This is a genomic window from Bradyrhizobium sp. USDA 4516 (assembly GCF_054055915.1).
The window spans coordinates 7,915,891-7,939,553 of the sequence record NZ_JBSRXT010000001.1 but is presented as its reverse complement, the minus strand read 5'-3'; the positions used below and the strand labels follow the sequence as shown (position 1 = coordinate 7,939,553).

The window sequence follows — 23,663 nt, the reverse complement described above, 5'->3', positions numbered from 1 at the left end:
CTTGGTCGCCAGCAGTGAAGTAAGTCGTGGATGGCCGGGTGAAGCCCGGCCATGACGAAGAGTAAGAGGTTTGTTGTGTTCACGGGAATTGTCACCGATATCGGTGAGATCACCAGCCTGAAGCAGGTGGCGCAGGGGCAACTGCATCGCATGCGGATTGCCTGCGACTACGACCAGACCACGATCGCCAACGGCGCCTCGATCGCCTGCAACGGCGTCTGCCTCACCGTCGTCGCCTCCGGCACCGCCGATGGCAAGACCTGGTTCGATGTCGATGCGGCGGCCGAGACGCTCGGCATGACCACCGCCAAGCATTGGGCGCAGGGCGGCCGGCTCAATCTCGAGCGCGCGCTCAAGATCGGCGACGAACTCGGCGGTCACATCGTGGCCGGGCATGCCGATGGCATCGCCACCATCGTCAAGCGCGACGACCTGCCCGACATGGCGCGCTTCGAGCTGCGAACCAGCCGCGAACTGGCGCGTTTCATCGCGGCGAAGGGATCGGTCACGCTGGACGGCGTGTCGCTGACCGTGAATACGGTCGGCGACGTCAGCTTTTCGGTGCTGATCATCCCGCACACGCTTTCCGTGACGACCCTGAGCGCCTGGAAGGCCGGCAGCGAGGTCAATATCGAGGTCGATCTGATGGCCCGCTACGCGGCGCGGCTGTCGGAGATGAAATGACGGCATAGCCGTCAAGCGGCAGTCATTCCGGGGCGATGCGAAGCATCGAACCCGGAATCTCGAGATTCCCCGGTGCACTATTGTGCACCTGCGGTCTGGTCCTTCGGACCATCCCGGAATGACAGTGCCTGAGGCATTCGTGCTTGGCTTCAGTCGTCGGGGCGACTACAAACTCGCGAAACGTTGACATCCAACGTTATCGGTAAATGTCAACAATATGAAATGGATACGTAGATGGCTGACGCGCGGCGCGCACCCCTGAAGGACCAGACCGACATTACCGGCGCACGCGTGCTGATCGTCGAGGCGCGGTTCTATGACGACATCCAGGACGCGCTGCTGGAAGGCGCGTTGGCCGAGATCAAGGCCGCGGGTGCGACGCACGACGTGATCACGGTGCCGGGCGCGCTGGAGATCCCGGCGGCGATTGCGATCGCGATCGATGCGGCTGAAGCGAACGGCAAGCCGTATGACGCGGCGATCGCGCTCGGCTGCGTGGTGCGCGGCGACACCATCCATTTCGAGATCGTCTCGCAGGAGTCCTCGCGCGGATTGATGGATTTGGCCATCAGCCGGAAATTCCCGCTCGGCAACGGCATCCTCACCGTCAACACCGAGGCGCAGGCCTGGGCGCGGGCGCGCGCCAGCGAACTCAACAAGGGCGGCGACGCGGCGCGTGCGGCGCTGGCGATGCTGCGGATCAAACGCCGCCTGGCAAAGGCCTGACCATGGCAGACAACAAGAAGCCCGCGAAAGCCCCCGACAGAAAAGCCAACCGCCGCGGCGCGGCACGGCTCGCGGCGGTGCAGGCGCTCTATCAGATGGACATCGGCGGCGCCGGCATCAACGACATCTTCGCCGAGTTCGAGAGTCACTGGCTCGGCAACGAGGTCGAGGGCGAGAAATATTTGCCGGCGGAAGCCGCGTTCTTCCGCGACGTGGTCTCCGGCGTGGTGCGCGACCAGGCCAGGCTCGATCCTTTGATCGACGAGGCGCTGTCGAAGGGCTGGCCGCTGAAGCGGATCGACGCCATCCTGCGCGCGGTGCTGCGGGCAGGCTCCTACGAGCTCGAGCACCGCAAGGACGTGCCGGGCCGCGTGGTGGTCTCCGAATATGTCGACGTCGCGCATGCCTTCGTCGAGAAGGACGAAACCGGCATGGTCAACGCCGTGCTCGACCAGATCGCGCGCCAGTTCCGCGGCGACGAGTTTGTGCGGAGCTAGGTGCCGCGATGCCGCCCCCCTCCGTAGCCGTCACCCTGAGGTGCCGTAGCGAAGCGGAGGCCTCGAAGGGCGACGGCGTGGCGCTACGGTCGCATCGGGGCCGTGCATCCTTCGAGGCTCGCTTCGCTCGCACCTCAGGATGACGGGTTGATGACCCAAGCAAGCAAACATACCTCCGGCGAAGACTCCCTGATCGCGCGCTATTTCAAGCCGCTCGCGACCGAACCGGGGGCGTTCGGGCTCGACGATGACGCCGCCGCGCTGAGGGCGGCCGGCGAGGACATCGTGGTCACCACGGACGCCATCGTCGAGGGCGTGCATTTCCTCGGCGATGATCCGCCCGACATGCTGGCGCGCAAGGCGCTGCGGGTGAACCTCTCCGACATCGCCGCCAAGGGCGCGGTGCCGGCGGGCTTCGTGCTGACGCTGGCGCTGCGCAGCGCCGAGGAGGCCTGGCTGCAGCCGTTTGCCCGGGCGCTCGGCGAGGACGCCGCACATTTCGGCTGCCCGCTGCTCGGCGGCGACACGGTCTCGACGCCGGGGCCGCTGATGATTTCGATCACTGCGTTCGGCCGGGTGCCGCAGGGCACGATGGTGCATCGCGCGGGAGCACAGGCGGGCGACCGTGTGTTCGTCACCGGCACGATCGGAGACGCCGCGCTCGGCCTCGATGTGCTCCGGGGTGGCCCGGTCGCCGCGGCTCTGGCGGACGATGTCGTCGGGCGGGATTTTCTTGCCGCCCGTTACCGTGTTCCGCAGCCGCGCAACGCCTTAGCCACGGCCGTCCGCACCCACGCCAGCGCCGCGATGGATGTGTCCGACGGTCTTGCCGGCGATCTGACCAAGCTTTGCGCAGCCAGTGGTGTGGCGGGCGTGATCAACGTGCCGAGCATCCCGTTGTCGTCTGCAGCCGCAGGGCTGCTCGCGCGCAAGGCGATCGGTATCGAGACCTTGGTGGCCGGCGGTGATGATTACGAGCTCTTGTGCGCGGTCCCGAGCGATCATGTCGACGCGTTTCTGCGCGACGCACGGCAGGCCAAGGTCGCGGTGACCGCAATCGGCGGCCTGATCGCAGGCTTGTCGCCACCAAGCTTCCTTGACGGGCAGGGGCGGGAACTGAAGTTGAAGCGGCTGTCCTACAGCCATTTCTAGAGCGTTTTCGAGCGAAGCGGGCACCGGTTCGCGTTAAGAAAACGCGTCGGAACGGAAGCAGCTCTGGACTTCCCGCGCCTGATCGCGCCGATTTTCCTTCTAAATAGCTGCCGATATCGGCGTTTTCGGCCACGGGTGGCGTTGCACAGCGGTAACGATTTTGGCAAGGTCGCGCCCGATTTGAGGCAATCCGTTTTTGGGGAGGATTGTTCTCGCAAAATAAGCGCCTGCCGCCCCCTAGCGGCACAAGAAGGCGCGGGGGTTACATCAAGGATCTGAGGCAACATGACAGCTTTATGGTTGATTGTGCTCTGCGGGGCGCTTTCCATCGTCTACGCGATCTGGGCGACGCAGTCGGTCTTGAACGCGGATGCGGGTAATCCGCGCATGCAGGAAATCGCGGCCGCGGTGCGCGAGGGCGCACAGGCCTATCTGCGGCGGCAGTACACCACGATCGGCATGGTCGGTATCGTGATCTTCGTGGTGCTGGCCTACTTCCTGGGCCTGCCGGTGGCGATCGGCTTTGCGATCGGCGCCATCCTGTCGGGGGCTGCCGGCTTCATCGGCATGAACGTCTCGGTGCGCGCCAACGTCCGCACCGCGCAGGCGGCAACCACCTCGCTCGCCGGCGGCCTCGAGCTCGCCTTCAAAGCGGGCGCGATCACCGGCATGCTGGTTGCCGGTCTCGCGCTGCTCGGCGTCACCATCTACTTCATGGTGCTGGTCAAGTTCATGGGTCTGGAAGCGGGCAGCCGCACCGTGGTCGACGCCATGGTGGCGCTCGGCTTCGGCGCCTCGCTGATCTCGATCTTCGCCCGTCTCGGCGGCGGCATCTTCACCAAGGGTGCGGACGTCGGCGGCGACCTTGTCGGCAAGGTCGAGGCCGGCATCCCCGAGGACGATCCGCGTAACCCGGCCACCATCGCCGACAACGTCGGCGACAATGTCGGCGACTGCGCCGGCATGGCGGCGGACCTGTTCGAGACCTACGCGGTGACCGCGGTCGCCACCATGGTGCTCGCGGCGATCTTCTTCGCCAAAACGCCGATCCTGGTGAACATGATGACGCTGCCGCTCGCGATCGGCGGCATCTGCATCATCACCTCGATCATCGGCACCTTCTTCGTCAAGCTCGGTGCCAGCCAGTCCATCATGGGCGCCCTCTACAAGGGCCTGATCGCCACCGGCATCCTGTCGCTGGTCGGCGTCGCGCTCGTGATCAATTGGCTGGTCGGCTTCGGCAAGCTCGACGGCGTCGACTACACCGGCATGGCGCTGTTCTGGTGCGGCGTGGTCGGTCTCGTCGTCACCGGCCTGATCATCTGGATCACCGAATACTACACCGGCACCGACTATCGGCCGGTGAAGTCGATCGCCTCGGCCTCGGTTACCGGTCACGGCACCAACGTGATCCAGGGCCTCGCGGTCTCGATGGAAGCGACCGCGCTGCCCGCGATCGTGATCATCGCCGGCATCCTCGTCACCTACAGCCTTGCCGGCCTGTTCGGCATCGCGATCGCGACCGCCACCATGCTGGCGCTGGCCGGCATGATCGTCGCGCTCGACGCCTTCGGCCCGGTCACTGACAACGCCGGCGGCATCGCCGAGATGGCGGGGCTGCCCAAGGAGGTGCGCAAGTCGACCGACGCGCTCGACGCGGTCGGCAACACCACCAAGGCGGTGACCAAGGGCTACGCGATCGGCTCGGCCGGTCTCGGTGCGCTGGTGCTGTTTGCGGCCTATAATCAGGACCTCAAATTCTTCATCAGCGACGCCAACGCCCATGCCTACTTCAAGGGCGTCAACCCGGACTTCTCCCTGAACAATCCTTACGTCGTGGTCGGCCTGCTGTTCGGCGGCCTGCTGCCATATCTGTTCGGTGCGATGGGCATGACCGCGGTCGGTCGCGCCGCCGGTGCGATCGTCGAGGAAGTGCGTCGTCAGTTCCGCGAGAAGCCCGGCATCATGCAGGGCACCGACAAGCCGGACTACGGCAAGGCGGTCGACCTGCTGACCCGGGCGGCGATCAAGGAGATGATCATCCCGTCGCTGCTGCCGGTGCTGTCGCCGATCGTGGTCTACTTCCTGATCTACGCGATCGCGGGCGGCGGCGCAGCCGGTAAGTCGGCGGCTTTCTCCGCGGTCGGCGCCATGTTGCTCGGCGTCATCGTCACCGGCCTGTTCGTCGCGATCTCGATGACCTCGGGCGGCGGCGCGTGGGACAACGCAAAGAAGTACATCGAGGACGGCCACTACGGCGGCAAGGGCTCTGACGCCCACAAGTCCGCGGTGACCGGCGATACCGTCGGCGATCCCTACAAGGATACGGCGGGCCCGGCGGTGAACCCGATGATCAAGATCACCAACATCGTGGCGCTGCTGCTGCTGGCGATCCTGGCGCACTGAGCGGCGGACACGACTGAAACGAGGCCCCGCGGTGAAAGCCGCGGGGTTTTATTTTTGAACCAGACGCGAACAACACGGAGATCAATCGATGTCGCTCTCATCCGCACGGAACTACGCGCTCCGCGCCTCCAAATCGCAGGATCAGAAGGAGGCCATCGAGCTGCTCTCGAAGGCGATCATGGAACTGGCGATGTCGATTGAAGCGACCGACGCCAAGGTCAAGAAGATCAACAAGTCTTCGTAGCGTTGGCCGCAACGTGGTCAGGAAACGTCGTGACGGCGGCTGCTACTTGACCTCCATCTGCAACCCTTCCTTCTCGATGATCGCCGCGAACTTCTTCGTCTCGGCATCGACGAAATCGGAGAATTGCTGGGGCGTGCCGTAGTCGGCGCGCGCGCCCATGCCGGCGATGTTCTTCTTGACGTCGTCGCGCTCCAGCATCGCCTTGACCTGGCGGTTCAACTCGTCGAGCACCGGGGCAGGCGCGGTCTTCGGCAGGAACACGCCGAACCAGGACGAGACGTCGAACTTTGCCAGTTCCGGCGCACCCTCGCGCATCGTCGGCAGGTTCGGTGCGGAATCGCTACGCTCCGGCGTGGTGACACAGAGGCCGTTGAGCTTGCCGTCCTGCACCTGCGGCAGCGACGGATAGAGATTGTCGAACAGGATCTGGATGTCGCCGGCGAGCCCGGCCTGCAATGCGGGACCGGCGCCGCGGAACGGCACGTGCGTCATCTTCAACCCGGTGAGCTGCAGGAACCAGGCACCGGTGAGGTGAGGGCTTTGTCCGGTGCCGGACGAGCCGAAGGTGAGCTTGTCCGGATTCTTCTTCAGGAAGGCGATCAATTCGGGGATCGACTTGAGACCGGTCGACGGATGCGCCGACACGATGTTCGGAATCCGGATCATGTTGGAGACCGGCTGCAACTGGTCGGCCTTGTAGGTCAGGTTGCGGAAGATGCTGTAGGCGATCGCGTTGGGGCCGGGATTGCCTATCAGGATGGTGTGGCCGTCGCCCTTGGCGCGTGTGACCTCGGATGTGCCGATGGTGCCGCCGGCGCCGGAGCGATTCTCCACCACCACCGACTGGCCCCACAGCGGCTGCAAATGCGCCGCGAGCAGCCGCCCCATCACGTCGGTCGAGCCGCCGGCCGCCGCCGGCACGATGATGCGGACGGTCTCGGTCGGCCGCCAGTCACCGGCGCCGAGGCTCGCGCGCGGCAGGATCGCCGCGGCCGTCAATGCGGCCGTGCCCGACAATACCGTACGACGGGAAAATCTCTTGGCTGTCATGCGTTTACCCCCTGCTCAGGCTCTTGTTTGCGAGCAAACTAGGGGACCGCTTGCCCCTCGGGCAAGCGACAACTTGGCGCAGCGGCTTATGCTCTGGACTCCGGTTTGACGCGTTGTCTCACGCGAACCGGAGCCCACTTCGCTCGAAAACGCTCTAGTTGAAGCTCAGCAGCTTGAAGAGCGGTGTCAGGTAGGACATTTCCTGGCCCGACGTCGGCGTGGACCGGCTGACGAAGTCGAAGATCTTGCCGTCCTTCAGGCCGTAATTGGCCAGTCGGCGCACCTGCCGGTTCTTGTCGAAATAGACCGCGATCACGCGCTGGTCGATCACCCGCTGATTCATGAAGGCGACCGGGCGGGAGGTCCGTTGCGAGATGTAATAAAACACCTCGCCGTCCAGCGTTGCGACCGTCGAGGGCGTGCCGAGCACGATGAGCACCTGGTCCTGGCTCGCGCCGATCGGGATCTGCTCGAGCGCCCCCTCGGGCAGGATGTAGCCCTTCTGGAATTGTTCCCCGGCGCAGCCGCCGAGTGCGGCGCAGACGAGGCCAATCGCCGCGACGGCGCGGAGACGCGAAAAGAACCCGCGCGCGGAAGCGGCGCGAGACTGTCGTGAAAGAATGTGGTTCATCGGCGGAACTGATCCGTCCCCTTGCATCGGCCGAGGCATTGACGTACCGGGCAGCTCAATGGATTGCAATCATGCCGAGCTCCAATGGGCGACCTCTCAACAGGCGACCCTTTGGGGACCGGCAGCCGGAACCCGTCATGCTTTGGCCGTTCAATCACTTCAGAAGACCCCGGGTGCCCGCGCGCAGCACCATTGAGACCATCTATGGCATGATCGTGACGCAGGCGCGAGAACCGTTGTTTTACCGTGACTTGGGCGTTCCGGACACGGTTAATGGCCGTTTTGACCTGCTTCTGATGCATCTGTGGCTGGTGCTGCGGCGACTGAAATCCGTCGAGGGCGGCGTCGCGCTGTCCCAGGCCCTGTTCGATCATTTCTGCATCGATATGGACGACAATCTGCGCGAAATGGGCGTCGGCGACCTCACGGTGCCGAAGCGCATGCAGGCGTTCGGTGAAGCCTTCTACGGCCGCACCGCGGCCTATGATCTGGCGCTGACCGACAGCGAGGCAGCCTTGGCCGAGTCGTTCTGCAAGAACATCCTCAACGGTCAGAACATCGACAAGGCCCGCGAGCTCGCTGCCTACGCCAGGGAGGCGATCAAAGAGCTGGCGAGCGCCGACCTCGCGGCGCTGGCCAAGGGTACTTGGCGCTTTCCGGCACCACAGCCTGCGGGGACGGCGGCATGAGCGGCGGCGGCACAGGGCAGCCCGATGCACGGCGCGACCGCGACCCCTGGCGGGTCCTGGTCAACATCGCGCAGATTCCGGAGACCGGCCTGCATCGCGAGATCGCGGCCGACGAGGCGGCGCGCAAGGCGATGGCCGAAGTTGCCGAGTTGCGGGAAGTCGTCTCCGCGCGTGCAGAGTTCGACCTGCAGCCCAAGCGCGACGGCAGCTACCACGTCACCGGCAGAGTTAAGGCCAGGATCGGGCAGACCTGCGTGGTGACGCTCGATCCGATCGAGAACGAGATCGATGAGCCGATCGATGTGGTGTTCGCGCCGCCCGAGCAGATCCCGCAAATGGCCGACCTGGTCGACGACGCCGGCGACAGCGATGAGGAAACGCCGGACCCGCCGGAGCCGATCGTCGGCGGCTTCATCGATATCGGCCGGCTTGCCACCGATGCGCTGTTTCTCGGCATAGACCCGTATCCGCGCAAGGTGGATGCGGTCTTTGAACAGAAGGCTGAAGCGCCTGACCCGGAAAATCATCCTTTCGCGGCGCTGAAGGCGCTGACCGAAAAGCCGGACGGCAAGAAGCCCAAGGGAAGTTGAGGGCGCCTGGCGCCACATTTGCGGGGATGGCTTGCCTGCAAGCTTGCGCGAGCGGTGTTCCTAGTTACTTCAAATACGTGTCACAATACATTGAAATACAATGTATTTCTGGTATGTTCCGATGTGTTGCGTGACGGTTCGGCAGCTGCCTCATTTGCGGTCAAGAGGTTGTGTCGGACCGAGGACACGCTATTGTCGCGGCCCGGCCGGGACGCGAGTTGGTGTTTCGCCGCGCGCCGTTGACGGCGGTGACTTCAAGCTCGCGGTCTTCGTCTGAAGGCTGCGGGAAAGCAGGCTTCCGGGACGTTCATGCCTCAAAAGGTTCGAATAGCGCTTGACGCCATGGGGGGCGATGTCGGCGCTTCCGTCGTCATTCCCGGCGCCGCGATCTCGTTAAGCCGTCATCCCGACAGCGAATTCCTGCTGGTCGGGGACCGGGCCCAGATCGAGCCGGAGCTCGCCAAGCATCCGGCACTGAAGGCGGTATCGAAAGTGATCCATACCGACGTCGCCGTGAAGAACGATGAGAAGCCGAGCCAGGCGCTGCGGCGGACCCGAAGGGCGTCCTCGATGTGGCTCGCGATCGACGCCGTGAAGCATGGCGAGGCCGACGTTGCGGTCTCCGCCGGCAACAGCGGCGCGCTGATGGCGATGGGCAGCCTCAATCTGCGGACGCTCCCCGGTGTCGACCGCCCGGCGCTTGCGGCGGTGTGGCCGACGCTGCGCGGCGACTCTGTCGTGCTCGACCTCGGCGCCACGATCGGCGGCGACGCCCGCCATCTGGCGACGCTGGCGGTGATGGGCAGCGCCATGGCGAGCGTGCTGTTCAACCTCGAACGGCCGACCGTCGGCCTGCTCAATATCGGGTCCGAGGAGATGAAGGGGCACGGGGAAATCCGCGAGGCGGCGGAGATGCTGCGCGCGATGAACTCGACGCAGTTCAACTATATCGGCTTCGTCGAGGGCGACGCGATCGGCAAGGGCCTCGCCGACGTCATCGTGTCGGAAGGTTTCAGCGGCAACATTGCGCTCAAGGCCGCCGAAGGAACCGCGCGCCAGATGTTCACGCTGCTGCGCGAGGCCATGTCATCTAGCTGGCTAGCGCGGATCGGCTATTTGCTGGCCCGCGGCGCGTTCCAGAAGCTGCGCGACAAGCTCGATCCCAACAAGTCGAATGGCGGCCTGCTGCTCGGCCTGAAGGGCGTCGTGGTCAAGAGCCATGGCGGCACCAACGCGGAAGGCTTTGCCTATGCGGTGGATGTTGGCTATGAGATGGCCCACTTCGATCTCCTCACCAAGATCAATCAGATGCTTAATCGCGACGGCAGTGCGCTGGTGCAGGCGCAGACCGCGCAGGAGGCTGTCTCGTGACTGCTATACGTTCGGTAGTGCTCGGCTGCGGCTCATATTTGCCGGAGCGGGTTTTGACCAATGCCGAACTGGCCACCCGGATCGACACGTCGGATGACTGGATCGTGCAGCGCACCGGCATCAGCGAGCGCCACATCGCGGCCGACGACGAATTCACCTCGCATCTGGCGATCAAGGCGGCGCAGGCCGCGCTCGCCCACGCGCAAGTCGATGCGCAGTCGATCGACCTGATCGTGCTCGCGACCTCGACGCCCGACAACACCTTTCCCGCCACCGCGGTCGCCGTCCAGCACGGGCTCGGCATCAACCATGGCGTCGCCTTCGACCTGCAAGCGGTCTGCTCCGGCTTCGTCTTCGCGCTGGCCACCGCCGATAATTTCCTGCGCGCCGGCACCCACAAGCGGGCGCTGGTGATCGGTGCCGAGACCTTCTCACGCATCCTCGACTGGAACGACCGCGGCACCTGCGTGCTGTTCGGCGACGGCGCCGGCGCGGTCGTGCTGGAGGCGCAGCAGCATTCCGGCACCACCAGCGACCCCGGCGTGTTGACGACGCATCTGCGCTCCGACGGCCGCCACAAGGCGAAGCTGTTCGTCGATGGCGGGCCCGGCTCGACCAGGACGGTCGGGTATCTCCGGATGGAGGGCCGCGAGGTGTTCAAGCACGCCGTCGGCATGATCACCGACGTGATCGTCGACGCCTTCAACGCCACCGGCTTTACCGCCGAGGACATCACCTGGTTCATCCCGCACCAGGCCAACAAGCGAATCATCGATGCGTCGGCGCACAAGCTCCATATTGCGCCGCAGAAGGTGGTCCTGACGGTCGACAAGCACGGCAACACGTCGGCGGCCTCGATCCCGCTCGCGCTGTCGGTCGCCGTGAAGGACGGGCGCGTCAAGAAGGGCGATCTGGTGCTGTTCGAGGCGATGGGCGGCGGCTTCACCTGGGGCTCGGCGCTCGTGCGCTGGTAGCGTATCGCCAAACAGTACCGACAGGTTGCCGGTATCTTTCCTGCGCCTGGGCGCTGGTCACTGTTGACCATTGCGCGCTAAGCTTTTAATTTCAGTCAAGAAATTGTTCGCCGAGAGTGCGGGGCAGGCGATGACCACGGGAACCGGAAAAACAGTTACGCGCGTCGATTTGTGTGAGGCGGTCTACCAAAAGGTAGGTCTGTCGCGCACGGAATCGTCGGCATTTGTCGAGTTGGTGCTGAAGGAGATCACCGATTGCCTGGAAAAGGGCGAGACAGTGAAGCTGTCCTCATTCGGCTCCTTCATGGTGCGCAAGAAGGGCCAGCGTATCGGCCGTAATCCGAAGACCGGCACCGAGGTGCCGATTTCGCCGCGGCGGGTGATGGTGTTCAAGCCGTCGGCGATCCTGAAGCAGCGGATCAATGGCCACGTCGTCACCAATGGCGACGGCAGCAAGGCCGACTAGAGCGTTTTCAAGCGAAGTGGATACCCGGTTCGCGTGAAGAAAGCGCGGCAAACCTAGAATCCGGAGCCCCGTTCCGATTCAATCGGAACGGAAAGGCTCCAGGCATTGAGCTCAAAGGAGCGGGCATTTGGACAAGGCGCCGGATGCGTTCCGTACCATCAGCGAGGTCGCTGATGAACTCGATATTCCCCAGCATGTGCTGAGATTCTGGGAAACGCGCTTCGCGCAGATCAAGCCGATGAAGCGCAGCGGCGGACGCCGCTATTATCGCCCCGACGACGTCGACCTGCTCAAGGGCATCCGCCGGCTGCTGTACGGCGAGGGCTACACCATCCGCGGTGTGCAGCGGATCCTGAAGGAGCACGGCATCAAATCGGTGCAGGGCATCGCCGACCAGACCGCGGCGGTCTCGTTCGGCGCGGTCGAGGAAGCCGTCGGCAACAGCATGGCCGAGCCCGACGACCTCGAGAGCAGCGACGGCCTCGATTTCGACGGCGAGGAGGGTGATGGCGACGAGAAGGGGATCGACTACCGATTCGTCGATCCCGACGAGGATCCGATCCTGTCGACCTACAAGGCGCACGCCCAGCCGGGCAAGGCGCCCGCCGCGCCGCCGGTTCGTCCCTCCGTTCCGTCAGTCGATCGGGAGCGGCTCGAACGCGTGCTGCAGGAGCTGGTCGCCTGCCGACAGATGATCGACGCGGCGATGAAGGACGGCTGAGGCAAGGAAGCCTGCCAAGGAAGCCTGCCAAGGGAACCGGCCTCGGAATACAGTCTTTGAGAGCCTGCCCCGCCTTGCGCGAACGCAGGATCGCAGCTAATGGAACGGCATCGGAGCGTGGCGCAGCCCGGTTAGCGCACTAGTCTGGGAGACTAGGGGTCGGAGGTTCAAATCCTCTCGCTCCGACCATTTTTCTCAAAATTCGTTCGGTGTGGTTTGAAGCGGGCGCGCATCGCTCGCCGTCGGCTTGCGATTGGTTGCCAATGCTGTTCGCCAGTCGCGGAAAGCTGTGCGCGGAAGCCAACACGCTGTCGTTAATATCGAGCAAACGCTCGTTGAAGAGGCAGCACCAAGCCGATCGCATCGGCGGCTGTCGTTGTCGATGAACAATCGTTCATGGAACGCCACTGATTTCAGGCGGTTAGTTGCGGGGCGCATTTTGGAGGACAAAATGAAGCACGCAATCATCGTCCTTTCCGCGGCATGCCTGATGGCTTCCACCCCGGTTGCCTTTGCACAGGGCGTTTCGAGCAAATCACCTGGACACGAGATGCAAAAGAAGGGCTCCAAGAAAGGCAGTCACGGCGCTTCGGGCTATGCACCCGGGCACGAGATGCAGGCACGAGGATCGAAAGCCGGGAGCCCAGGGGCCTCTGGCTACGCCCCTGGTCAGACGACGGGGTCGGGCAGCGGGATGACCGGAGGCAGCTCGACCAGGTCCAGATAGTTACACTGTAAGTTTTTCGGGGCCCCGGCCGTCAGCGCCGGGGCTCCTTTTCCATAGCCCGTTCACGGATCGACCGCGGCTTGGCCCGTTTCATGCTTTCCATTGAGGGGCAAATGGGGGGCCAACATGATTGCTGAACACTTTCTGGTCTGGGCTGCGCTGCTGAGCGTTCTCGCCTTCCTGGCGTTCCAGTCGCCGGGGCGCGGACACCGATAAGTCTCCGCTGCCAACGCTTCGCGAGGTGAGCGGCGCGATCGTGCCGGTTGCCAGTCGTCCCGTCCGCTGCAGAGCCGGTCGCCTCAGGCCTCGGCTTCCATCGCAACAATCAGGCAGGCCTTTTCGAGGCGGTTGGTGAGCATCGAAAGCTTGGCCGTGAACTCGGCCAGCTCAGGCTCGCTGAACTCCTCGAACACGGTTTTCTTGAACGCCTTGTGCTGTTCGGCGAGGCCCGCGAGGTGCTTTTTGGTCTTGTCGGTCAGCGACAGCCGGACCACTCGCGCATCGGCCGGGGAGGGCGCGCGCCGCAGCAGCTCCTTCTGCTCGAGCAGCTTGGACTGCGTGGTCACGAACGACGGATCGACGTGCAGCAGCTTCGACACCACGTTGATCGGTACGCCGTCATCCTTGTCGAGATCCGAGATCGCGATGAGAATCATCCATTGCGGACCGCTGACGCCAAGCGACTTGCCCCAGAACTGACGGACGCGCTCCAGATGCGAGTTGATGGCCGAAATCTCGAGCGTGAACCGCTTGATGATGTCGAGATGTTCGATGGCGCGCTGGCGCGTCGAATCCTTCCTTGTCACTGACACAGCTTCCTCTTCCCTCGGGCGCCGACTCAGCTTTGTGCTGATTTATTTCTTGTTTTCCGCGCTGCAGTAGGTTTTTTCCCGCAAGCCGCCAACGAACGCAAGTGAACGTAAAGTAATTATGATGGTCGTGTGACGGTTGGACTATTTGGGATGTGACAAGTTTTCTCAGGTAGGCAAAGGGCTTACAGGCAGCGTTGCCGGCGAGACACAGTGTGGCCGCATTCGCATTCCTGACTTTATAAACTATTTTGATTGGCGAACTCGCCAATGCATATTGAACCCGGCGGTAGGGGAATCTCGATCGTCCCGTTGCGGTGATCGTTCAAGTCCGTCGCACACCACAGATTGATCTGAGGGTGCGGGGTTTGGGGAAAACGGTCTTGGACAATGCGGGAGGATCACGGGGCGCTCGCGGCCTCGGACTCTCCGCATATGAGCAACTTGGAGGTTTAATATGAATTTGAAGAGCCTTATCCTGGGCTCGACGGCTGCGCTGGTCGCGGTCGGCGGGGCACAGGCGGCCGATCTTCCCGTCAAGGCCAAAGCGGTCGAGTACGTGAAGGTTTGCTCGCTTTACGGTCCGGGCTTCTACTACATCCCCGGCACCGACACCTGCATCAAGCTGGGCGGCTATGTGCGTGCTGACGTCGTGGTGAACGGCAACAGCGTGTACGGCGCGAACTACAACGGCGCCAGCGGTGCCAACAACCGTTTCACGAACGGCTACACCTGGCGTTCGCGTGAAGACTTCAACATCGATACGCGCACCGCGACCGAATACGGCGTGGTCCGCACCTATTTCGATGCGGTGTTCACCTGGACCTCCGACACCTATGCCGGCCAGGGCAACGGCTCGACCGTGTACTCGGCGATCGGCTCGTCTTCTGCGCCGAACAACGCAGGTTCGGGCAACGTGGCTGCCGGTACGGTCGGCGTCTACTACGCCTTCATCCAGTTCGCCGGCTTCACGATGGGTAAGGCGGTTTCGCAGTTCGCTGCCCCCTGGAACGGTTATCCGGGCAACAACTACGACGCACTCGTCGGTGGCGTGAACACCACCAACGGCATCAACCAGTTCACCTACACCGCGCAGTTCGGCAACGGCGTATCGCTGGCTCTGTCGGCGCAGGACCAGGTTGCCTACATGCAGGCTGGCGTGAACAACCTCGGCGTCGGTGGTGCTTACGGCTCCAGCGACTACGCCGGCACGATCGCTCCGGACTTCGTCGCTTCGCTCAAGGTCGACCAGGCTTGGGGTATCTTCCAGGCGTCGGTCGCCGCGCATGACAACCATGCTGCCTACTATGGCGGCACCGAGTTGACCGGTCATCCCGACGACAAGTGGGGTTGGGCTGGTGCGTTGGCCCTGTCGATCAAGAACATCCCGACCGGACCCGGTGACACCATCAACATCCAGGGCGTCTACACCGACGGTGCGACCCGTTACAACATCCAGGAACTGGCCAGCCAGGCCGGCGCGATCGCCATCTTCGGCGGTTCGAGCCTGCCGGGCGTCTATGGCAGCGTTGGCTTCGGTACGGCACCCGACACGGTGTTCGGCCCCGGCGGTCAGCAGCAGTCCATCAAGACCTGGGGTATGCGCGGTGCGTACACCCACAACTGGGATCCCTACTGGAACACCAGCTTGTACGGTGCGTTCGCCGCTGTTTCGTACAACGACGCGGCTAAGTCGCTCATCTGCGGCGTTGGTGGCGTCGGTGGTTCGTTCCGTGCCGCATTCGCTGGCGGCGCTGGCGTGACCGCCTGCAACCCCGACTACAACATCGCGCAGATCGGCGTGATCACCCGTTGGACCCCGGTCAAGAACCTGACCTTCTCGGCCGACGTGACCTACTCGCACCTCGATCAGAAGTATGCCGGTATCATCACGACGTCGTCGACTGCTATCGGCAAGCCGACCGCGACCTACGAGCTGAAGGATCAGGACACTGTCCAGATGCTCTTCCGCGCTCAGCGCAACTGGTAATTCCGGTTGATCTGATCACGATCCAACAGAACCCCGGCAGGCAACTGCCGGGGTTTTTCTTTGCGAAAGATTCTAAGGAGAGCTGCGCTGCGTCAATTCGGTCCACGCGAACGACGAAGACGAGCCATGCGATTCATTCGCCGCAGACTTATTTACTTACCTGATCTACTAAACTATATACGCCACGGCCAACACATTGAATGATGGCTCTTAGCTAGCTGCTAAGCCTCCCAAACCTCCGGCAATGCCCTGCCGGAGGTTTTTGATTCAAGGCCCAGCCGGCGGCGACGATGGTGGCGCGGGTTGCCGTCGCCTTGCCGATTCGATGCCGTCAAGATTTGACGGAATCGATCCGCAGTGCATTCTCGCCATTGATGGGACGCTTCAAGAACAGCCGCCTGGCGCGCATGAGCAGCGGCCACTATTGCCTGATCCGGGATCTCGGGCTGGTGAAGGGCGGCAAGGGATTGCGGCACCATGAGGTAATCATCGATTTCTCCTGGCGCGGCCTGCTCAAGCTGGCCCTGAGCGCGGGTGCCGGCGTCCTGCGGCGGCGCGCGTCCGTGCGCATCGAGACAGCCGAATAGCACGGGGCCGCGTCATGACGCGGCTTGGCCTGCGGCCAGGATGCGCGCGATCATCGCGTGAGTCTCACGCTTCGTGAACAAGCATTCGAATTCGAGCGACGTGATCGCAGCATTGTCAGAGCTTCGCCCATGACGATCGCACGCTGCCACGCCGCGCGCTGCGCTGTGCGCCGATTGCGATCAACGTAGTTCATCTGTGCAGGTGCTGTCGCGCTGCTTCGCTGGTTTTACCTCGGCAGCTGCGGCCGCGGTGGAAATTCCGGCCGCGATCGCCATCAGCGTTGTCGCGACCAATCTGTTCAGGATGTGCACGATCATGGTCTCCGATTGTCGATGTCGGATTGTTCGCAACGCGGAATGATTTCGTTACGCGGCCACCGTCTCAACCCGCTGCAGGCGGCTCACTTGCGCGTGAGGCGGCGCCGTTGCTGGGCGACAATTCGGTGATGTAAGGTGCCGCAGCCAAGCGGTTGGGGCTGCGATCCGCGCTCCGGCCGAAACAAAGAAGAACAGGGCAAGAAAAATAAGGGAAGGAACGGATCTCACATGAAGGATTTCGCCGGAAAGATTGCCGTCATCACCGGTGGCGGCACGGGCATGGGGCGCGAGCTGGCACGGCAGCTCGTTGCCGAGGGCTGCAATGTCGCGATGTGCGACGTCTCGGCCGAGGCGATGGCCGAGACCAAGCGGCTCTGCGAGGTCGAGAAGCTGCCGCAGGGCCTGCGCATCACGACGCACGTTGCCGACGTCTCGATCGAGGATCACTACAAGCGCTTCCGCGACGAGCTGATCGAGCAGCAGGCGACCGACAAGATCCACCTGCTGTTCAACAACGCCGGAATCGGTGGCGGCGGCAGCCTGTTCTCCAACACGCGCGAGCAGTGGGAGCGCACCTTCAACATCTGCTGGGGCGGCGTCTATCTCGGCGTCCGCACCTTCCTGCCGCTGTTGGTGAAGGCCGACGAGGCGCACATCGTCAACACCTCGAGCGTCAACGGCTTCTGGGCCTCGGTCGGCATGGGCGTGTCCCACACCGCCTACAGCGCGGCGAAATTTGCCGTGAAGGGATTCACCGAGGCGATGATCAATGATCTCCGGCTCAACGCGCCGCATGTGAAGTGCTCGGTCGTGATGCCCGGTCACATCGGCACCTCGATCGTGTCGAACTCGCGCAAGGTGCAGAACGGCTCCGACCAGCTCAACGCCGACGAGCTCAAGCAGGCCCGTCAGCGTCTGCAGGGGCAGGGGATCGACGTCGCCAAGATGTCGGACGCCGACATCCAGCAGCTCGCGCTCGACCGTGCCCGCATCTTCCTCGATGAAGCGCCGACCTCGGCGGCGGCCGCCGCCAAGGTCATCCTCGACGGTGTGAAGGCCGAACGCTGGCGCATCCTGGTCGGCGACGACGCGCATCTTCTCGACGAGCGCGTGCGCAAGGCGCCGGAACAGGCCTACTCGCCGGAGTTTTATCAGGACCTCGTGGCAGCGACCGGGTGGAAGGTCGGCTGAACGGCCGTCCCGCATCGCGTGCGGGACGGATTCACTCAAGCGCTATCCGCGCATCGCGCGTTGGCGCGATCCCGCTTGATAGGCGAGGCGGTAATGCCCTGAGCAATAGGGCATGCCGCCGAGCGGTGTGTTGCCGCAGAAGCAGAAATCATCGGCGCCTGGGGTGCTGATCGGCCAGCGGCAGCGCTGCTCGCTCAGTTCGAACAGCGAGCAGCTGTTGGCGCTGACGATCGGTGCGTCGTTGGCCTCTCGTTCGTAGACCGCCTGGAGCAACCGGAGCTGCTGTTTCGCGGTCGCCCGTTGCGCGGCGTGGGCGGCGGATTTCTTGCGCCGCGCCCGACGTTCGTCCGGCGTCGTGCGTGTGAGGTTCAGCCGCGACAGCTTGCCGATCACCGCATTGCGGCTGACGCCGATATTGACGGCGATGTCGCGGCAGGAGAGGCCGGCTTCAAAGTAGATCTTGAGTTGGTCGACGCGCTCCGGCGTCCAGGTCTCTTGGATGGCAATCATCTGACGGTTCCACGTTCTGTGTTGAACCGCCGCGCCGGCACACGCGCCCTTAGTTCTTGAGCATGATCTTTTCGGAAAACCGGTTTCCACTTTTCCGGATCATGCTCTCAGGGCGTGCGGCCGTTGTCGCGGATTGCAAGCAACCCGTCCTTGATGGCGAGCCGAATGCCTTCCTCGATCAATGTCCGTGCGACGCCCGGGACGCTCGTGCCGTGGGTGCCCTGTCTCACCAGCTTCTCGAGGTATCCGATGGTCGAGAGCGCCAGCGTGACCGGGACGCGGTCGGTTTCGGCCTTTTCCGTAGCCATGGTGAAACGCTTAACCCCGAACGCCTGTACTGAAAAGTATCTATTTAGAGTCTATTTAGGAATGAGGCGGTTCGTCAAGCCGTGGGCGGCAAGAAACAGCCAGCCGCGCCCAAGCGCGCTGGAAGCGAGTTCCAGCGCGCGGGTGTCATCGAATTATTGAGGTAGATGAAGGTGTTAGGGCCGTAACTCGACCTTGACCGGGAACTTCTTGAGAAGCCGCTCAGCCTTCTCGGCCTTGTCCGGAGGCGCGCTCACCCTCAGGTACAGTCCGCGCGACGGGTCGGTGATCGCGTCGACAGTGACCTCGCCGGACAATCCTTCCAGCGCCAGCAACTCGCGCGCGGCCTCGCCGGCGGCGATCTCGCGCAGCTTCGGCTTGAAGATCTTGCCGACCGGAGTCACCGGCATCTCCGGAATCACCGACACCACGCGCGGGCGCGCCGGCGGCTCCAGGATGTTGTCCTGCACGAAGGCGGCGAGCGCGTTCGGATCGATATGGGTGCCGGGCTGCGCCGAGACGAACAGCATCGGCACTTCGCCGGCGTAGGTGTCGGGACGTCCGACGGCCGCGGCAAGCGCCACGCCCGGAAACGCCAGCGCGGCGTCCTCGATCGCGCGCGGATCGATGTTGTGGCCGCCGCGGATGATGACGTCCTTGGCGCGGCCCATGATGTAGACGAAGCCGTCGGCATCGATCCGGCAGATGTCGCCGGTGCGCAGCCAACCGTCGCGGAACGCCTCCTCGGTCTGCTTCTTGTCGACATAGCCGGCGAACACCTGCGGGCCCCTGGTCAGCAGTTCGCCGACCGGCGAAGGCCACGGTCCCGTGTGGAGCTTGCCGCCGTCGAGGATCGCGAGTTCGACCAGCGGATTGCGGGTGCCGACGCTCTCGGCGCGCGGCTTCACACCGTGCACATCGTGAGTGATGGCACCGGCGAGCTCGGTCATGCCGTAGAGCTGCTGGATGCAGGGGCCGCCCCAGGTCGCAAGATAACGCCGCTCGATCTCCGGCGGGCAGATCGAGGCGCCGGTGGCGGTGACGCGCAGGGTCGAGATGTCGCTGTCCGCGACCGGGATATCGGCGAGGGCGCCAAGTATCGTCGGCACGTTGCCGGCGATGTTGATGCGGTACTGCTCGATGATCTGCCAGAAGTGCCGGACCAGCGCCGGATCGCGCGCGCCGGCGGGACCGGGGATGACCATCGTCGTGCCGGCCGCCAGGGAATTGGCCGTGGTGCAGAAAAGGCCGCCGACATGGAACAGCGGCATCGTGATCATCGCGCGCTCGCCGCGATGGAAATCGAGCGCCATCCGCGAGGATACGGTGGAGGCGACCATCGCGCGGTTGGTGAGCCGCGCCACCTTGGGATGGCCGGTAGTGCCGCCGGTCGGGAGCATCACGGCGACGCGGTCGGCCTCGCTCATGTCCTTGGACTTGCCGTAGTCGTCGCGCCAGGCGGGATCAGGCCGCAGCACCTCACCGTCGAAGGCGATGCTGCCGTCGAGCGGCACGATCACAATGTGCTTCAGGGAAGGTACCTCGCGCTGCAGGCCCTCGACCCTCTCATAGAGCCCGCCTGGCATGCCCGGCGGCGGCGCCAGCAACAGCTTCGCGTGGATCGCATTGAGCTGGGCGACGATCGCTTCGCGCGTGAACAGCAAATTGAGCGGCTCGGCGACGCCGCAGGCGGCTGCGCCGAAGATCGCGACGACGGTCGCGGGGCACGCCGGGAGCAGGACAGCCACCGCGTCGTCCTTGCCGATGCCGTGCTTACGGAAATAGGTTTCAGCGGCCTTGATGCAGCCCATCAAGTGATCGTTCGAGATCACGACCGGGTTGGGATCGAGCGGCGAGCGCAGATAGATCGCGGCTTCAGCGTCCGGAGCGCCCTGCGGGCCGCGGGCAATGAGGTCGAGGATGCGCGGGCATGCCGCGAGCGTCTCCTGCATTTCCCTGTCGCGCGCAGCCTCGTCGGCCGGCGAAAGCCTGTCCTTCAGCATATCCGTCCCCGTCCATTCTTGTTCGTTGGGACGGGGATTGTATCGAGCCGTGCTCGCGGAACACAAGTGCGGCCATAGCACTCAGTCATTCCGGGGCGGCTCGCCGAGCCGAACCTCAGGTGCGCGAATTGCGCACCGGGGAGTCTCGAGATTCCGGATTCGATGCTGCGCATCGCTCCGGAATGACGTGCGTGGTTACCCGTGGACCACCGATTTGGCGATCATGCAGTGGATGCCCTTGGAGCCGTTGACCGTCTGCGTCACGCGCAGGTCGGCGGCCAGGCTGCACAGCGTGTAGGCGTCCTCGCGCGACAGATTGCGCTTCTCGCCGAGCAGCACGATCATGTCGCGCAGCGCCCGCACCACGCACTGGTCGAGATCGGGATCCATCGCCATGGTCATGTAATGATCCGCGGTCTCTGCGCGCGGATAGGCGAGCTTGATATCCTTGCGCAATGTGAGGCGGAAGCGGCCGGTCAGCGCGGTCTCGATCGCGGTGACGCAGACCTCGCCGTCGCCCTGCACGCCATGGCCGTCGCCGCAGGAGAACAGCGCGCCCGGAACGAACACCGGCAGATAGAGCTTGGCGCCGGCGCCGAGCTCCTTGTTGTCGAGATTGCCGCCCATCGCGCGCGGGATCAGCGAGGAGATCCGGCCCCAGGCCGGCGGCGGCGACACGCCCATCACGCCGAAGAACGGCTTGAGCGGCAGATCGAGCCCCCAGGGCATACGGCCGACCATGCGCCCGCGATCGAGCGGGATGTTGAGGACGCGTGTTTCGTGGAAATCGTCGGGCAGGGTGCCGGACAATGGCTTGATCAGATTGTAACCCCAGTCCTGTCGCAGCTGAACGTCGAGAATATCGACCTCGAGCACGTCGCCGGGTTCGGCGCCGGCAACCGCGATCGGGCCGGTCAGAATGTGTCCGGGTACCATCCGCTCGCACTTCGCATGGATCTCGTCGAGCTCCGGCGGAACGAAGAATTTGCCGCGGTCGGGCACCACGTCCGGGCCGCCGCTGACGGTTTCGATCGTGATCTCGTCGCCGCTCGCAACGGTCAGAACCGGTTTCAGCTTGGCTTCAAAGAAGCCCCAATGGCAGGTTTCAGGGCTCGACTTCAGATGGTGATGGGTCATGTGACGGCTTTTGATTGGTTTCCCAGCAGCGTATGACGCTGTAGCAGAACTTCGCAGGGGCTTCTCTTGTTTTTTGTGCTCTCCAAGACGCTCGGCATCGTGCTGCTGCCGATCAACTTCCTGATCGGTATCGGCGTGATCGGCACCGTGCTGCTGTTGACGCGGTTTGCGCGCCTCGGCCGCAGGTTGATGGTGACCGCGCTGCTGCTGCTCGCGATCTGTGGCTTCTCGCCGCTCGGCGATGTCCTGATCTCCATTTTGGAGCAGCGCTTCCCGCCATGGGACGCCTCGCGCGGCGTGCCGGACGGCATCATCGTGCTCGGCGGCTCGATCGATGCCGATCTGTCGGTTGCGCATGGCACGCCGGTGGTGCGCAGCGCGGCCGATCGCGTCATCGCGGCGGCGGCTCTCGCGCGCAGATATCCGAACGCGCGCCTCGTGTTCACCGGCGGCAGCGCGAACCTGATCTCGAACGATGCGCGCGAAGCCGACTATGCCGCCGAGATGTTCGAGGAGCTCGGCATTGCCAGGTCGCGATTGATCATCGAGCGCCGCTCCCGCAACACGGTGGAGAACGCCGAGTTCTCCAGGGCACTGGTCGATCCCAAGCCGGGCGAGCGCTGGCTGCTCGTCACATCGGCCTACCACATGCCGCGCTCGGTCGGGCTGTTCCGCAAGGCGGGATTCAATGTCGAGGCCTATCCGGTCGACTGGCGCGTCGGCAATGTCTTCAGCTTCGCGACGCTTGCGATCGAGGGCCTGTCACGCACTGATCTCGGCGCGCGGGAGTGGATCGGGCTTTTGGCCTATCATCTGGCCGGCAAGACCGACGATTTGTTGCCGGGACCGGCTGCACGTTGAGGCTTGTCGCCTTCACCGGCCAATCCGGCCAGAGCCCCGTTCCGATTGAATCGGAACGGGGCTCTGGATTCTTGTTTGACGCATTTTCTTCGCGCGAACCGGTACCCACTTCGCTTGAAAATGCTCTAACATCAAATCAACAGGCGGCGCCAAGCCGCCGATCACGGGAGTTTTCGCCATGCAACAGCAGACACCGCCGGAACAGTTCGACCTCGGCGCAATCGTCGCCGACCTGAACAACCTGCTGCGGCTGAAGACCACGGTCATCGGCATCAAGATGTTCGCGCGGGTCGAGGAGATGGAGGCGATCCCGAAGATCCGCCGTCCATCGGCGGTCCACACCACGGACCAGATCGTCAGCATGGCCTCGCGGCTCGGCTGGACCGTCGGCATTACCGGCGACGATCTGGTCGGCGCGCAATGCCGCGCCGTGATCGGGCTCGCACCGCAGGACGAGAAGTGGCTTGCCGGCGAGAACTATGTCGGCGTCTGGCATGGCACCGCCGAAGACGCGCGCAAGCGCCAGGAGGCGCTCGACGTGGTGCCTTACGGCCAGTACCAGGCGATGGCGGTGAGCCCGCTGACCAGCGGACGGCTCAACCCGCCCGACATCTGCCTCGTCTATGCGACGCCGGGACAGATGATCATCCTGATCAACGGGCTTCAGTATACCGGCTACAAGAAGTTCGAGTGGGGCGTGGTCGGCGAAACCGCCTGCGCGGATTCGTGGGGGCGGGCGCTGAAGACGGGCGAGCCGAGCCTGTCGCTGCCATGCTTCGCCGAGCGCCGCTATGGCGGCGTGCCCGACGAGGAGATGCTGATGGCGCTGCCGCCGGCCTATCTGGTGAAGGCGATCGCCGGCATGAAGCAGCTCGCCAAGAACGGTTTGCGCTACCCGATCGCGCCCTATGGCATCCAGGCCGACGTGCGCGCCGGCATGGGCGTCTCGTACAAGAAATAGCGCATTGCGTTGCCGCGCCCGCGATGACAAAAGGGCGCCCATTCGCTGCGCAGGGAGCCTGA

The 23,663-nt window shown here is 64.0% G+C and carries 25 protein-coding genes and 1 tRNA gene; 18 read left to right on the top strand and 8 right to left on the bottom strand.

Going from position 1 to position 23,663, the window contains the following annotated elements; genetic code table 11:
• Window positions 1-75: 75 nt before the first annotated feature.
• The 6 genes from ACVI1L_RS36640 to ACVI1L_RS36615 all read left to right on the top strand — a co-directional run bounded on the left by ACVI1L_RS36640 (window position 76) and on the right by ACVI1L_RS36615 (window position 5,709).
• Window positions 76-684 carry a riboflavin synthase gene (locus ACVI1L_RS36640; protein WP_168855964.1) on the top strand — a complete coding sequence of 203 codons (609 nt, stop codon included), beginning with the start codon at window positions 76-78 and terminating at the stop codon, window positions 682-684.
• A gap of 234 nt (window positions 685-918) precedes the next feature.
• Entirely contained in the window at window positions 919-1,410 is a 492-nt protein-coding gene (gene ribH / locus ACVI1L_RS36635; RefSeq protein WP_076834363.1) for a 6,7-dimethyl-8-ribityllumazine synthase, read from the top strand.
• 2 nt (window positions 1,411-1,412) lie between these two features.
• Window positions 1,413-1,907, top strand: coding sequence for a transcription antitermination factor NusB (gene nusB / locus ACVI1L_RS36630; RefSeq protein WP_016844994.1), 495 nt, complete (start codon window positions 1,413-1,415; stop codon window positions 1,905-1,907).
• A gap of 150 nt (window positions 1,908-2,057) precedes the next feature.
• Window positions 2,058-3,059: a thiamine-phosphate kinase gene (gene thiL, locus ACVI1L_RS36625; protein ID WP_456785078.1), complete on the top strand. Its 1,002-nt coding sequence runs from the start codon at window positions 2,058-2,060 to the stop codon at window positions 3,057-3,059.
• A 285-nt stretch (window positions 3,060-3,344) separates the two neighbouring features.
• A complete protein-coding gene (locus ACVI1L_RS36620; RefSeq protein WP_028333872.1) occupies window positions 3,345-5,465 on the top strand; it encodes a sodium-translocating pyrophosphatase in 2,121 nt (706 codons plus the stop codon).
• 88 nt (window positions 5,466-5,553) lie between these two features.
• The gene (locus tag ACVI1L_RS36615; protein WP_167350400.1) at window positions 5,554-5,709 is read left to right on the top strand and encodes a hypothetical protein; all 156 of its coding nucleotides are present in this window, start codon (window positions 5,554-5,556) and stop codon (window positions 5,707-5,709) included.
• Window positions 5,710-5,751: 42 nt separating this feature from the next.
• Here ACVI1L_RS36615 and ACVI1L_RS36610 read toward each other — a convergent pair whose 3' ends face one another.
• Window positions 5,752-6,759, bottom strand: coding sequence for a Bug family tripartite tricarboxylate transporter substrate binding protein (locus ACVI1L_RS36610; protein WP_456785077.1), 1,008 nt, complete (start codon window positions 6,757-6,759; stop codon window positions 5,752-5,754).
• Between the two features lie 154 nt (window positions 6,760-6,913).
• Window positions 6,914-7,390, bottom strand: a complete 477-nt coding sequence (locus tag ACVI1L_RS36605; RefSeq protein ID WP_076834359.1) for an outer membrane protein assembly factor BamE — start codon at window positions 7,388-7,390, stop codon at window positions 6,914-6,916.
• A gap of 137 nt (window positions 7,391-7,527) precedes the next feature.
• Between ACVI1L_RS36605 and ACVI1L_RS36600 the strand changes: the two genes are divergently transcribed.
• The 7 genes from ACVI1L_RS36600 (at window position 7,528) to ACVI1L_RS36570 (ending at window position 12,390) form a co-directional block, all read left to right on the top strand.
• On the top strand, window positions 7,528-8,079 hold the full coding sequence (locus ACVI1L_RS36600) for a ubiquinol-cytochrome C chaperone family protein (RefSeq protein ID WP_456785076.1): 552 nt from the start codon (window positions 7,528-7,530) through the stop codon (window positions 8,077-8,079).
• The gene (locus ACVI1L_RS36595) at window positions 8,076-8,669 is read left to right on the top strand and encodes a YceD family protein (protein ID WP_456785075.1); all 594 of its coding nucleotides are present in this window, start codon (window positions 8,076-8,078) and stop codon (window positions 8,667-8,669) included. Before ACVI1L_RS36600 ends, ACVI1L_RS36595 begins: the two co-directional genes overlap by 4 nt.
• A gap of 309 nt (window positions 8,670-8,978) precedes the next feature.
• Window positions 8,979-10,040, top strand: a complete 1,062-nt coding sequence (gene plsX / locus ACVI1L_RS36590; RefSeq protein ID WP_076834353.1) for a phosphate acyltransferase PlsX — start codon at window positions 8,979-8,981, stop codon at window positions 10,038-10,040.
• On the top strand, window positions 10,037-11,014 hold the full coding sequence (locus ACVI1L_RS36585) for a beta-ketoacyl-ACP synthase III (RefSeq protein ID WP_057020717.1): 978 nt from the start codon (window positions 10,037-10,039) through the stop codon (window positions 11,012-11,014). The genes plsX and ACVI1L_RS36585 overlap by 4 nt, the downstream gene beginning before the upstream one ends.
• 130 nt (window positions 11,015-11,144) lie before the next feature.
• The gene (locus ACVI1L_RS36580; RefSeq protein ID WP_035631661.1) at window positions 11,145-11,480 is read left to right on the top strand and encodes an integration host factor subunit alpha; all 336 of its coding nucleotides are present in this window, start codon (window positions 11,145-11,147) and stop codon (window positions 11,478-11,480) included.
• Window positions 11,481-11,607: 127 nt separating this feature from the next.
• The gene (locus tag ACVI1L_RS36575) at window positions 11,608-12,201 is read left to right on the top strand and encodes a MerR family transcriptional regulator (protein ID WP_018271909.1); all 594 of its coding nucleotides are present in this window, start codon (window positions 11,608-11,610) and stop codon (window positions 12,199-12,201) included.
• Between the two features lie 111 nt (window positions 12,202-12,312).
• Window positions 12,313-12,390: transfer RNA gene (locus ACVI1L_RS36570), tRNA-Pro, on the top strand.
• Window positions 12,391-13,227: 837 nt separating this feature from the next.
• Here ACVI1L_RS36570 and ACVI1L_RS36565 read toward each other — a convergent pair.
• A complete protein-coding gene (locus tag ACVI1L_RS36565) occupies window positions 13,228-13,740 on the bottom strand; it encodes a MarR family winged helix-turn-helix transcriptional regulator (protein WP_050384924.1) in 513 nt (170 codons plus the stop codon).
• Between the two features lie 454 nt (window positions 13,741-14,194).
• Between ACVI1L_RS36565 and ACVI1L_RS36560 the strand changes: the two genes are divergently transcribed.
• Together ACVI1L_RS36560 and ACVI1L_RS36555 are read left to right on the top strand one after the other, a co-directional pair.
• The gene (locus ACVI1L_RS36560) at window positions 14,195-15,727 is read left to right on the top strand and encodes a porin (protein WP_057020678.1); all 1,533 of its coding nucleotides are present in this window, start codon (window positions 14,195-14,197) and stop codon (window positions 15,725-15,727) included.
• Window positions 15,728-16,017: 290 nt separating this feature from the next.
• Window positions 16,018-16,314, top strand: a complete 297-nt coding sequence (locus tag ACVI1L_RS36555) for a hypothetical protein (protein ID WP_141341069.1) — start codon at window positions 16,018-16,020, stop codon at window positions 16,312-16,314.
• Window positions 16,315-16,494: 180 nt separating this feature from the next.
• On the opposite strand, the gene ACVI1L_RS36550 is transcribed toward ACVI1L_RS36555, so the two are convergent.
• Complete coding sequence (locus ACVI1L_RS36550; RefSeq protein ID WP_456785074.1) at window positions 16,495-16,632, bottom strand: hypothetical protein; 138 nt, start codon at window positions 16,630-16,632, stop codon at window positions 16,495-16,497.
• Between the two features lie 228 nt (window positions 16,633-16,860).
• On the opposite strand from ACVI1L_RS36550, the gene ACVI1L_RS36545 reads away from it, so the two are divergent.
• The gene (locus ACVI1L_RS36545) at window positions 16,861-17,823 is read left to right on the top strand and encodes an SDR family oxidoreductase (protein ID WP_456785073.1); all 963 of its coding nucleotides are present in this window, start codon (window positions 16,861-16,863) and stop codon (window positions 17,821-17,823) included.
• Window positions 17,824-17,865: 42 nt separating this feature from the next.
• Here the strand turns inward: ACVI1L_RS36545 and ACVI1L_RS36540 are convergent, their stop codons facing one another.
• The 4 genes from ACVI1L_RS36540 to ACVI1L_RS36525 form a co-directional block, all read right to left on the bottom strand.
• Window positions 17,866-18,333 carry a GcrA family cell cycle regulator gene (locus ACVI1L_RS36540; RefSeq protein ID WP_456785654.1) on the bottom strand — a complete coding sequence of 156 codons (468 nt, stop codon included), beginning with the start codon at window positions 18,331-18,333 and terminating at the stop codon, window positions 17,866-17,868.
• A gap of 107 nt (window positions 18,334-18,440) precedes the next feature.
• Window positions 18,441-18,641, bottom strand: coding sequence for a hypothetical protein (locus ACVI1L_RS36535; protein ID WP_016844973.1), 201 nt, complete (start codon window positions 18,639-18,641; stop codon window positions 18,441-18,443).
• A 174-nt stretch (window positions 18,642-18,815) separates the two neighbouring features.
• On the bottom strand, window positions 18,816-20,642 hold the full coding sequence (locus tag ACVI1L_RS36530) for an AMP-binding protein (protein ID WP_168855930.1): 1,827 nt from the start codon (window positions 20,640-20,642) through the stop codon (window positions 18,816-18,818).
• 195 nt (window positions 20,643-20,837) lie between these two features.
• Window positions 20,838-21,779 carry an acetamidase/formamidase family protein gene (locus ACVI1L_RS36525; RefSeq protein WP_057020673.1) on the bottom strand — a complete coding sequence of 314 codons (942 nt, stop codon included), beginning with the start codon at window positions 21,777-21,779 and terminating at the stop codon, window positions 20,838-20,840.
• Window positions 21,780-21,845: 66 nt separating this feature from the next.
• On the opposite strand from ACVI1L_RS36525, the gene ACVI1L_RS36520 reads away from it, so the two are divergent.
• Window positions 21,846-22,640, top strand: a complete 795-nt coding sequence (locus tag ACVI1L_RS36520) for a YdcF family protein (protein ID WP_456785072.1) — start codon at window positions 21,846-21,848, stop codon at window positions 22,638-22,640.
• 178 nt (window positions 22,641-22,818) lie between these two features.
• Window positions 22,819-23,601, top strand: coding sequence for a DUF169 domain-containing protein (locus ACVI1L_RS36515; RefSeq protein WP_146985629.1), 783 nt, complete (start codon window positions 22,819-22,821; stop codon window positions 23,599-23,601).
• Window positions 23,602-23,663 lie beyond the last annotated feature (62 nt).